The following is a 9,903-nucleotide window of genomic DNA, read 5'->3' as shown; positions in this document are numbered from 1 at the left end:
CCCCCGACGTGTCTACTTTCCGGGGGCCAGGCCCCTGGTAGACAGGTATTCAATCCGCACAAAGAGGTGTGCCTTCCCCGGGAAGTTGGTGGTGGAATTGGCAACAATGTCGATTTAATGAGGCATGGCGCGCCCCTATGGGGATAGATCGAAACCCGGTGAATTTGCACCATATCGGCCAAGATGATCGAACAGCTGTAGTAGAAATTACAAAACAGATGCACACAGAAAACGCTAAAGTTCTCCCTTTATTCCACAGAATGAATGGGAGCGGGTTTCCAACAGATGTAACCCTTGACGCCCGCGCATCCTTTAGGGAGTGGAGACACACATACTGGAAAGAAAAGGCATTGGACTACCTATGACCGGTCAGAAAAAACTCTCAGATAAGCTACTCTCATACTTGTACGGCCACGGACTAAGTAAAAGTGAACTGTCTCAGCTGAAGTCGGTGGCTCCATCTTGGATTCCCGAACAATACTTCCAATTCTGGAAGCATTACACGGCCTTTTCTCCGCCATCGTTAGTTTTCTTCACACCTGCCCCATACGGAGTCTATGAAAACGCCTTCGAAGGGTTTCTAGAAGATTTCCGGTCAGTCGATCTTGTCGATTCAAAACGCTTCTTCCCAGTAGCCTATGATGACGGTTTTGTCTGGGGCGTCTTCGAACAGAAGCCCAATGGGTCGGTTATATGTGGAATGTACGATTTTCAAGAAAAGGACTACGTTGAAGGCCCCTTCAAGACATTCGAGGAGTGGGTTCACAGCTACGGATAAACAGGCTTTGCGAGCCCGGCTCAACTGGATGAATTAACGACGTACTAAATGATCGGAAAGTGGCACAGACGGCACTCCTGGTGCGGCCTTCTAACCGCCAATGACTTCGAAGCACTCACATCAGCTACACCAACCCAAGCAGCATAGCTAACCCCCGACGTGTCTACTTTCCGGGGGTCAGGCCCGTTCACGTGTCTAATTCGCCTCGCCTGGAACAATGGTTGGATTGACTTCTACCCTGTGTTCTTGGGCAGTTTCTTCTGTAGTGAAGGGCACCCCCGAACAGGAAAGAAGCACTACCTGTATGCGACGAAGGGTCTTGTTCTCGCTCCAAATGGCGATTCCCGTTGCATTGAAGTGTGCGTCGAAGGAGTTAGCCCAAACCGGATGGGTATGCAGGGCGTAGCCCTGGCCCGGGATGCCGAAAGGATTCGTCTTAACGCCATGCGCAACAACGGTTGGACCTTTTGGGCAGTCGTCCGTGGTATGCCATTGGAGCACGGAAGCGTAGAGCATGGACTTAGCTCTTCGCAGGTGGCTGCGGGATTAGAGTGCGTGCGTGATGAGTGGCGTTTGGATGAGGTTGCCTGGCCGCCGAATAGTGTGTAGTCGCCAAACTGGGGCCGTAGGTTGTGGGGGACTTCACTAGCAGATGGTTCGTATTGCCGTTTCTGGGGCCGTGACCTGTAGACTGGTTCGGTACATACGGACACGTCTACCGCAGAAAGTGCATGGCTTTAATGTCTGAATCCAACTCCCGTAACCACGGCCGTGGCCGCGAAGGTTCCGCAGAAGGCAACCGTGGGCACTACGGCTCTGGGGGCCGCAAGTTTGAGAAGCACGGCGGCGCAGCGGGGCGTCGAGAAGAGCGTCGCGGTGATCGCCGAGACGACCGCCGAGGTGGCCGCGCAGGCGCTAAACCTCGCCGCAACGACCGCAATGGCCATGGCAGCGGCAAAAACAAGGTCTCGCACCCACAGCGTTCAGGCTACCGTGAGGAGCGCATCAATCGTCGTATGACAGATCCAGACCTGCCATCTGATATCGACATTACGGATCTTGATCCTTCGGTACTTCAGGATCTTTCGTCGCTCTCCAAGGAAAACTCCGAAGCCGTTGCTAAACACCTCATCATGGCGGCAACGTGGCTTGAGGACGACCCCCAACTATCGCTACGCCATGCACGTGCTGCCAAAGACCGTGCCGGACGTGTATCAGTCGTCCGTGAAATGAACGGAATCGCTGCATATAGGGCTGGAGAGTGGAAGGAAGCCCTTGCGGAGCTGCGTGCAGCGCGCCGCATTTCCGGTGGCCCTGGGCTGCTCGCCGTCATGGCTGATTGCGAGCGAGGCCTCGGGCGCCCAGAAAAGGCTGTTGATTTGTGGCGCGGCGAGGAGGCCAAGGAACTCGCGGCGGAGGACGCGATCGAGTTGGCTATCGTTGCTGCAGGGGCGCGATTGGACATGGGGCAGGCAGATTCCGCCGTAGTTACCATCCAACGCGCAAAGCCTTCTAAGGATTCCACGGGATTCTCGGCATGCCGCCTTTCCTACGCCTATGCCAATGCTTTGTTGGAGGCTGGCCGCAAGGAAGAGGCCCGGGAGTGGTTCCAGCACGCGATTGACATCGATGAAGGAGACTGGACCGACGCTGCAGAGCGTCTGGCCGAGTGCAAATAATGAGTATTCTCAAAACCCATGATTCATTGCTCCTCGATCTCGACGGAACAGTATGGGAGGGCGGACAGGCTCTCCAGTGTGTCGTCGACGTGGTGAATTCCTGCGGTATTCCTGCAGTTTATGTCACGAACAATGCATCCCGAAGCCCCCAAACCGTAGCCGGTATGCTCGGCGAGATCGGCTTGGAGACGGATGCGCAACACGTTGTTACCTCTGCGCAAGCCGTAGTCAAGATCGCTCGTGAGGAACTTCCGGCAGGCGCGAAAGTCCTCGTCATCGGCGCGGACTCATTCCGTTCACTGGCGCGTGAGGCGGGTTTCGATGTTGTACACAGTGCCGACGATAAGCCCGCCGCGGTCCTGCAAGGTATGGACAAGTCGGTGGGCTGGGAGCAGCTCTCCGAAGGCGCGTTGGCAATTAATCACGGCGCAAAGTTCTTTGCCTCCAACCTGGATACGTCTCTTCCGACGGAGCGCGGAATGGCTGTGGGCAACGGCTCGCTAGTCGCAGCTATCGTTTCAACTACCGGCGTAGAACCTATTTCGGCAGGTAAGCCGGAACCCGCTATGTTCACTCAAGCAGCTAAGCTCGTGGGCTCGACGAAGCCTCTAGCTGTAGGGGACCGCCTTGACACGGACATTGTTGGCGGCAACAACGCTGCAATGGATACCTTCCACGTCCTTACAGGAGTGTCCCGGGAGCTTGCTCTGATTGAAGCTACTGCGGAGGAACGCCCTGATTTCATTGGTGCAGGATTCCACGAGCTCTCCTTATCGGCCGCACAGGCGCGCCCAGGTTCCCAGGGAGGCTTCCGGGCACGGTTTGACGGCTACGACATTGTTCTTCAAGGCGGGAACGAGAAATCGACGTCGATCGAGGCGCTGCGCACTGTCCTCGAAGTTGCCTGGGCCGGTGCTGAGCCGCCTCGCTACATTCAGCCACGGAGTGAAGCCGCGGAGAGGGTTGTGTCTACATGGCGGTAAAGCCTCATGACCCGCGCGCGGTTTTGGCTCCCGAGAAGCTGGATGCGTCGCTCGCGGAGATTCTCAATGAACCAGCTGAGAGCCTTGAACAAGAACTTGTTCAGCTGGATCGCGCTCATACTGTGCTGCGGGATGCGCTCCAAGACAATTAGCGCTGACCGTCGAGGATTCTAAGGGAAGAGGAGCTTTTCATGCCACCGCAACGCCGCCGTCTCGACGCGGAGCTAGTGCGCCGAAAGATTGCGCGCTCACGGGAACAAGCCGTTGAGATGATCAAGGCCGGCCGCGTGACCGTCGGGGGCTTCAAGGCGATGAAGCCCGCGACGGTGGTTGAGCCCGAGGTATCTATCAAGGTTGAGGCCAGCGAGGGGGATGATTGGGCTTCGCGTGGCGCGCACAAGCTCCTTGGCGCTCTCGAGGCTTTCGACGTCGATCTTAGGGGAAAGCGTGTGTTGGACGCGGGGGCGTCGACTGGCGGCTTTACCGATGTGTGCCTGCGCCGCGGTGCCGCGGAGGTGCTATCTGTCGATGTGGGCTACGGGCAGTTGTTGTGGCGTTTGCAGAATGACGAACGGGTTACGGTGCTCGACCGCACTAACATTCGCCACCTGACACTTGAGCACACGAATGGTCCCTGCGACGCCATGGTTGGTGACCTATCGTTTATTTCCCTGAAGCTTGTACTGCCAGCGATTGCATCGTGCATGGCTGATGGCGCGTGGCTATTGCCCATGGTCAAACCACAGTTTGAGGTGGGCAAAGACCGGATAGGGTCCGGTGGTGTGGTGCGCTCTCCTGAGCTACGGGCGGAAGTAACCAAGGATGTCGCTATCTTCGCTCAGGGGCTCGGGCTCAGCGTGAAAGGCGTGGCAGCATCGCCGTTACCTGGACCAAGCGGCAATGTTGAGTACTTCCTTTGGTTGGTCAAGGATGGATTGTCCACCCCGGAAGATAGGCTTGATGCAATGATCGAGACGGCTATCAAGGAAGGACCCCAGTGAGCAGTAGTGTCGCCGCGGAGGGCACCAACCGCCGCGAAATTCTTCTTGTTCCGCACGCGAGCCGCGCGGATAATCTTGCCGCTACGCATCGCGCGGCGGAGCTGCTCCAGGAGGCAGGCATCAAGGTGCGCGTGTGCGCAGCGGATACCGTCCTTCCGGGCCTGCAGCATGTTCGGCATACGCCAGCTGCTGCCGAAGGTTGTGAATTGGTGCTGGTTCTTGGTGGCGATGGCACATTTTTGCGCGCGGCAGATATGGCGCGCGCCGTCGATGTTCCCGTGCTTGGAATAAACCTGGGCCACGTCGGCTTCCTGGCCGAGTGGGAAGCGGAGTCGCTCGACCGCGCGTTGGTGCGAGTTATCGAGCAATCCTATGAGGTCGAAGATCGGCTTACTATCGACGTCACCGTGTTCGATGCTGACGGGAAACTGCGTGAGCGTAGCTGGGCGCTCAATGAGGCGTCGATTGAGAATCTCAACCGCTCGGGGGTGCTGGACGCCATCCTCGAGGTGGATGGGCGCCCGGTATCTGCTTTTGGTTGCGATGGCGTGCTCATCTCCACTCCGACTGGATCCACGGCCTATGCCTTCTCCGCCGGCGGGCCAGTTCTGTGGCCTTCTCTTGATGCCATCCTGGTTGTGCCAAACAACGCGCATGCCTTGTTTACCAAACCGCTCGTGGTGTCTCCGGATTCGCAAGTCGCGGTGGAATCGGCGTCGGCGACGACTCCGGCTGTGGTTATCCTTGACGGCTTCCGGGAAGTCTCGATGCCTCCAGGTTCGCGCGCGGAGGTCGTTCGTGGTGAAAGGCCGGTGCGCTGGGTACGTCTAGATCAGCAGCCATTCACTGATCGTCTGGTGTCCAAGCTGCGCCTCCCCGTGGAAGGTTGGCGCGGGCCGCGTCACTAGGTTGTTTAGTGCGTATTCAGGAAGGAAGATAGCTCACCGTGCTCGTTGATATCAGCATCTCTGACCTCGGCGTGATTGAAAGCTCCGCAGCGGAACTATCGCCAGGACTCACCGTGCTCACCGGCGAAACCGGCGCTGGTAAGACCATGGTGGTAACCGGCCTACGCCTTCTCGCCGGCGGTCGCGCGGATGCATCACGTGTGCGCGATGGCGCCGCGAAAGCAGCCGTAGAAGGGCATTTTTCTTCCAGTTCTCTTGCCGTAGCGAAGGTAGTCGAAGAATCAGGCGGTGAGCCAGATGAAAACGGCGAGTTCATTGCCTCCCGCACGGTGTCGGCGGCGGGACGCTCACGCGCCTACTTGGGTGGGCGTTCAGTGCCAGCGGCGACATTGGGGGAGTTCGCCTCCCACCTGATTACTGTGCACGGTCAGAACGACCAGCTGCGTTTGCTATCTGCCGATCAACAATTGGCAGCGATCGATCGCTTTGAACCTGCGATTGACAAGGTTCGCACCGCATATACCGATGCGTTTAGCCACTGGCGCGCGTTGGCTAAGGACTATCAGCGTCGTACGGAATCACGGCGCGAGATGGCGCAGGAAGTTGACAGGTTGCAGTTCGCTATTAAGGAAATTTCCGAGCTCGATCCGCAACCAGGCGAAGATGCCGAACTCGTGACCCTTATTAAGCGCTTGCAAGATGTTGATGCTTTGCGTGAGGGCGCAGCCACCGCTCTCAGCGCTCTGGATGGGGGCGAAGGATTTGGGGATGAGGACACCGCCGTCAATCTTGTCGGCGCCGCCGAATCAGCACTCGCTGGGGCAAGTGATACCGAGCTCGCTCGCCTAGGGGAGCGCGTTAGCGAAGTCACCGCGCAATTGACCGATATCGCTGCCGAGCTCACGACGTATTTGAGCGATCTACCCGCCGATCCCAACCTCCTCGAGGAATCCCTACAGCGCCAACAGGAGCTCAAGCGGCTTACCCGCAAATATGCTGCTGATATCGATGGAGTCTTGGCCTGGCGGGATGCCGCTGAGGCCAAACTCGCTACGTTGGATACCTCTACCGAGGCCCTCGAGGCCTTAAAGAAGGAGGTAATGGAGGCCGAAAAGACGATGGTGTCCAAAGCCGAAAAGCTCACTGCCGCTCGCACCAAGGCCGCGAAGAAGCTCGGGGCTCAGGTTACCGAGGAAATTCATGGTCTGGCCATGCCGAACTCCATCTTGACGGCCGTCGTCAAGAAAACGAAGTACTCCAAGTCCGGCGCGGATGAGGTCGAATTTCAACTCAACGGTAAGCCCCTGGCTTCTGCGGCCTCGGGCGGTGAGCTCTCGCGCGTCATGCTGGCCATGGAGGTAGTTTTGGCCAGCGGCGACGGGACCACCTTGGTCTTCGACGAGGTGGATGCCGGCGTCGGTGGCCGCGCGGCGGTGGAGATTGGGCGTCGTCTAGCGCGGCTGTCCACCACCAACCAGGTCATTTGTGTCACCCACCTGCCGCAAGTGGCCGCCTATGCGGACTCACACTTGCACGTGTCGAAGGAGAAATTCACGTCGGGTGTTGCGGATCTGGCCGCCGAGGAGCGCGTTGAGGAGCTCGCGCGTATGCTCGCTGGCCTCGATGACACCGAGACGGGCCGCGCGCATGCACAAGAGCTCTTCGATAGGGCTCAAGCAGAAGTCGAGACTTTCCGCGCGCCTTCCACACCTTGAGCCCCTAACAGGGGAAACTGTCAGACATGAGTCTGTTTTCCCGTAATACCGATCTGCCTGGAGAACACGGCGCGCTGCGTGATTGCACCCCGGGTGGCAAGGGCATGAAGAAGTTTAGCGCTGGTGACTTCGCAGTCATCAACGCCGCCAATATCTCCCGCCAAGAGGCCCAGACCCTCGTGGATATGAAGCCGGCCGCCGTGATCAACGTCGCGGAGTTCTCCACTGGTTCTATCCCGAATTATGGACCCCACATGCTTCTCGACGCCGATGTCACCCTCATCGAGGGCGTAGGCCAAGATTTTGTGGACAATTTCAAGGATGGAAAGAAGGCGCGTCTGACCGAAGACGGCGCCATTTTTGCGGGCGATACCCAGCTTTCTTCGGGAACGGTGGTTACCCGCGACCGGGCGGAGAAGAATTTTGCTTCTGCCCAGCAGGAACTCATCGATCATATGGAGGCATATTTCGGTAACTCCATTGAGTTCATTCATTCTGAAGGTCCGCTGCTCATCGATGGCCTGGGTGTTCCCGATGCAGGGTCCGTCATGGCCGGGCGCAAAGTTCTCGTGGTCTCGCCCACTGAGGAACACCGCAAGAAGCTGACGCTCCTGCGCAACTTTATCCGCGAGTATGAACCCATCATTATCGGCGTGGATGCTGCCGCGGACACCCTGGTCGAGCTGGGGTACCAGCCTCACTTCATCGTGGGTAACCCCTCCGAGGTGAGCTCGGAAACCCTGCGCAGCGGTGCCCAGGTTATTCTCCCCGCCGAACCGGACGGTACTGCTGACGGGCTCGAGCGCATTCAGGATTTGGGGATTGGTGCGATGACCTTCCCTGCCGCTACGGATTCAGCTACCGATCTCGCGCTGTTGCTTGCGGACTACCACGAGGCTCAGATGATTGTTCAGGTTGGCGGATCCCTCGACCTCGACGACATCTTTGCTAACGAGCCGAATGCTACGCCCGCGGCTTTGCTGTGCCACATGAAGGCGGGCACGCGCCTGGTGGATGCGGACGCTGTTATCAACCTTTATTCCGCGCCAAATTCCGGAGCTATGGGATGGCTGTGGGCGCTGCTTGGCATCCTCGTAGCACTTGCCGTCGTTATTTTGATCGTCGGCTTGGGCGGCGATGAATCCTTCCTCCAGAACCTGATCGATACCTGGAATAACTTCGCGTTAAGCGTGCAGGAGTGGTTTAAGTAATGATGTCGCCTAAGTCCCTCATTATCACCGGCCTCGGTTTCGGCGCAGCCCTTGGCATTGCGTTGGGCACGCTGGTGATTGCTCCAAACATGGATTCCGGATCGGGTCCCGGGGGTGAATCGACCAGTGAGGTGCGCGAGAAATACGGAAAGCTGGTTCTTGACAACAACATCGCGGAGGCCCAGCTAGACTCTGCTGATTCCGTTATGGGAGATCTCGGCCGATACGTGGTGGATGGTTCCTTGGCGCAGCGCCCGGTCATGGTTGTGAGTATGCCCGATGCCGACGACGCCGACGTCAAGGCCGTCAAGGATTTGCTGGGTTCTGCAGATTCCACCGATGCAGGAAGCATCAAGCTGACTGAGAAGTTTGTAGCCCAAGAATCCGCGGACAAGCTTTTGTCCCTCGTTACCACCACGTTGCCGGCGGGAGCGAAGCTCGATAAAAAGAAGATTGATGCCGGCACACATGCTGGTCAGGCACTTGCGGCGGGGTTGATGATGGATGCTGAGACCACCGAACCGCTTGCATCAGTTGATGATCGCGCGACCCTTTTGCGGGCTCTGCGCGATGCCGGCTACATCGACTACAAGGATGGCACTATTCTTCCTGCTCAGGCCGTGGTCGTCGTGGGCGGAGGCATGACCCCGGGAGAGGAAGACGACAGTGCTGCTGCGAAGTACGCCATTGATACGACGGTCAACTTCCTAGAAGGTTTTGATTCGGTGGATACCGCGATGGTTTATGCCGGGCGCGTGGAATCCGCCGGTGACGACGGCGTCTTGGATAAACTCCGAGCCGACAAGACGAAGATCAGCACCGTGGACTCCATTGATCACCCGGTGTCCCAGATGGCCAGTGTTTTAGCCGTGAAGGAACAACTCGATGGTGGCCACGGTGTGTATGGTTCTGCGGCGAATGCTGACAGCGCAGCGCCGGCGCTGCCGAAGGATCTCTAGATGTCACACCATTTTCGTACGGTGGGAACCGAGCTGCTTGTCGACGCCCCCATCATCGCCGTCCGCCGCGATGATGTCGTCATGCCGGGGGAGGTTATTGCTCAGCGAGAAGTTGTCGAGCACCTTGGTGCTGTGGCCGTTGTGGCGTTGGATGAGAACAACCGTATCGCCATGGTGGAGCAGTACCGGCATAGCGTCGGTAAGCGTCTGTGGGAGCTGCCGGCCGGCTTGCTCGATGTGAAGGGCGAAGACGAGCTAGGCGGCGCGCAACGCGAGCTCCAGGAAGAGGCCGGCCTGGTCGCCGAGGAATGGGCAGTGTTGACTGATCTGGTGACCTCCCCGGGATTCTGCGAGGAAGCCGTGCGCGTGTTCTTGGCGCGAGGCCTGTCGAGCGTGCCCAAACTCAACGCCGAAGGCGACGAGGAAGCTGACATGGGCTTTGCATGGGTTCCCCTTGCGGAGGCTGTCGAGCGCATCCTGGTGGGGGAGATTGTGAACTCCATTGCGGTGGCAGGAATCCTTGCGGCATTTGTCTGCGTGCGTGGGGATGCCACCCCGCGCTCAGTTGACTCTCCTTTCGAGCTGCGCCCGGAATCGATCGCGCACCGGCGCCCGGGTCCGGATCTTAAGCAGCTGTGACGCCCTCTAACCCCGCCGCAGCCGCCGGAC

At 58.4% G+C, this 9,903-nt stretch carries 11 protein-coding genes; 10 read left to right on the top strand and 1 reads right to left on the bottom strand.

What is annotated here, in order from left to right:
- The first annotated feature begins 137 nt into the window (after nt 1–137).
- Both HMPREF2912_RS13430 and HMPREF2912_RS12385 read left to right on the top strand, forming a co-directional pair.
- Entirely contained in the window at nt 138–365 is a 228-nt protein-coding gene (locus tag HMPREF2912_RS13430; protein ID WP_083304457.1) for an HNH/ENDO VII family nuclease, read from the top strand.
- A complete protein-coding gene (locus HMPREF2912_RS12385; protein WP_070524775.1) occupies nt 362–778 on the top strand; it encodes a hypothetical protein in 417 nt (138 codons plus the stop codon). Before HMPREF2912_RS13430 ends, HMPREF2912_RS12385 begins: the two co-directional genes overlap by 4 nt.
- Nucleotides 779–973: 195 nt before the next feature.
- Here the strand turns inward: HMPREF2912_RS12385 and HMPREF2912_RS12935 are convergent, their stop codons facing one another.
- A complete protein-coding gene (locus HMPREF2912_RS12935) occupies nt 974–1,294 on the bottom strand; it encodes a hypothetical protein (protein ID WP_141746426.1) in 321 nt (106 codons plus the stop codon).
- A 224-nt stretch (nt 1,295–1,518) separates the two neighbouring features.
- Here HMPREF2912_RS12935 and HMPREF2912_RS12375 point away from each other — a divergent pair, with 224 nt between their 5' ends.
- The 8 genes from HMPREF2912_RS12375 to HMPREF2912_RS12340 all read left to right on the top strand — a co-directional run bounded on the left by HMPREF2912_RS12375 (nt 1,519) and on the right by HMPREF2912_RS12340 (nt 9,873).
- Nucleotides 1,519–2,457, top strand: coding sequence for a tetratricopeptide repeat protein (locus HMPREF2912_RS12375; protein WP_070524779.1), 939 nt, complete (start codon nt 1,519–1,521; stop codon nt 2,455–2,457).
- Nucleotides 2,457–3,440, top strand: coding sequence for an HAD-IIA family hydrolase (locus HMPREF2912_RS12370; RefSeq protein WP_070524845.1), 984 nt, complete (start codon nt 2,457–2,459; stop codon nt 3,438–3,440). The genes HMPREF2912_RS12375 and HMPREF2912_RS12370 overlap by 1 nt, the downstream gene beginning before the upstream one ends.
- A 191-nt stretch (nt 3,441–3,631) precedes the next feature.
- Nucleotides 3,632–4,441, top strand: coding sequence for a TlyA family RNA methyltransferase (locus HMPREF2912_RS12365; RefSeq protein WP_070524781.1), 810 nt, complete (start codon nt 3,632–3,634; stop codon nt 4,439–4,441).
- The gene (locus tag HMPREF2912_RS12360; RefSeq protein WP_070524783.1) at nt 4,438–5,349 is read left to right on the top strand and encodes an NAD kinase; all 912 of its coding nucleotides are present in this window, start codon (nt 4,438–4,440) and stop codon (nt 5,347–5,349) included. Before HMPREF2912_RS12365 ends, HMPREF2912_RS12360 begins: the two co-directional genes overlap by 4 nt.
- A 38-nt stretch (nt 5,350–5,387) precedes the next feature.
- A complete protein-coding gene (gene recN / locus HMPREF2912_RS12355; protein ID WP_070524786.1) occupies nt 5,388–7,064 on the top strand; it encodes a DNA repair protein RecN in 1,677 nt (558 codons plus the stop codon).
- A 26-nt stretch (nt 7,065–7,090) separates the two neighbouring features.
- Nucleotides 7,091–8,275 carry a putative cytokinetic ring protein SteA gene (gene steA / locus HMPREF2912_RS12350; RefSeq protein ID WP_070524788.1) on the top strand — a complete coding sequence of 395 codons (1,185 nt, stop codon included), beginning with the start codon at nt 7,091–7,093 and terminating at the stop codon, nt 8,273–8,275.
- Nucleotides 8,275–9,234, top strand: coding sequence for a copper transporter (locus tag HMPREF2912_RS12345; protein WP_070524790.1), 960 nt, complete (start codon nt 8,275–8,277; stop codon nt 9,232–9,234). The genes steA and HMPREF2912_RS12345 overlap by 1 nt, the downstream gene beginning before the upstream one ends.
- A complete protein-coding gene (locus HMPREF2912_RS12340) occupies nt 9,235–9,873 on the top strand; it encodes an NUDIX domain-containing protein (RefSeq protein ID WP_070524793.1) in 639 nt (212 codons plus the stop codon).
- Nucleotides 9,874–9,903 lie beyond the last annotated feature (30 nt).

The organism is Corynebacterium sp. HMSC056E09, from assembly GCF_001813425.1.
GTDB classification, from domain to species: Bacteria; Actinomycetota; Actinomycetes; order Mycobacteriales; family Mycobacteriaceae; genus Corynebacterium; species Corynebacterium hesseae.
The sequence above is the reverse complement of the archived record's forward strand: the minus strand, read 5'-3'. Positions and strand labels throughout refer to the sequence as shown.

Coding starts and splice junctions, on each gene's coding strand:
- HMPREF2912_RS13430 (WP_083304457.1), top strand. CDS start 138: ATGGGGATAGATCGAAACCCGGTGAATTTGCACCATATCGGCCAAGAT.
- HMPREF2912_RS12385 (WP_070524775.1), top strand. CDS start 362: ATGACCGGTCAGAAAAAACTCTCAGATAAGCTACTCTCATACTTGTAC.
- HMPREF2912_RS12935 (WP_141746426.1), bottom strand. CDS start 1,294: ATGCTCTACGCTTCCGTGCTCCAATGGCATACCACGGACGACTGCCCA.
- HMPREF2912_RS12375 (WP_070524779.1), top strand. CDS start 1,519: ATGTCTGAATCCAACTCCCGTAACCACGGCCGTGGCCGCGAAGGTTCC.
- HMPREF2912_RS12370 (WP_070524845.1), top strand. CDS start 2,457: ATGAGTATTCTCAAAACCCATGATTCATTGCTCCTCGATCTCGACGGA.
- HMPREF2912_RS12365 (WP_070524781.1), top strand. CDS start 3,632: ATGCCACCGCAACGCCGCCGTCTCGACGCGGAGCTAGTGCGCCGAAAG.
- steA (WP_070524788.1), top strand. CDS start 7,091: ATGAGTCTGTTTTCCCGTAATACCGATCTGCCTGGAGAACACGGCGCG.
- HMPREF2912_RS12345 (WP_070524790.1), top strand. CDS start 8,275: ATGATGTCGCCTAAGTCCCTCATTATCACCGGCCTCGGTTTCGGCGCA.
- HMPREF2912_RS12340 (WP_070524793.1), top strand. CDS start 9,235: ATGTCACACCATTTTCGTACGGTGGGAACCGAGCTGCTTGTCGACGCC.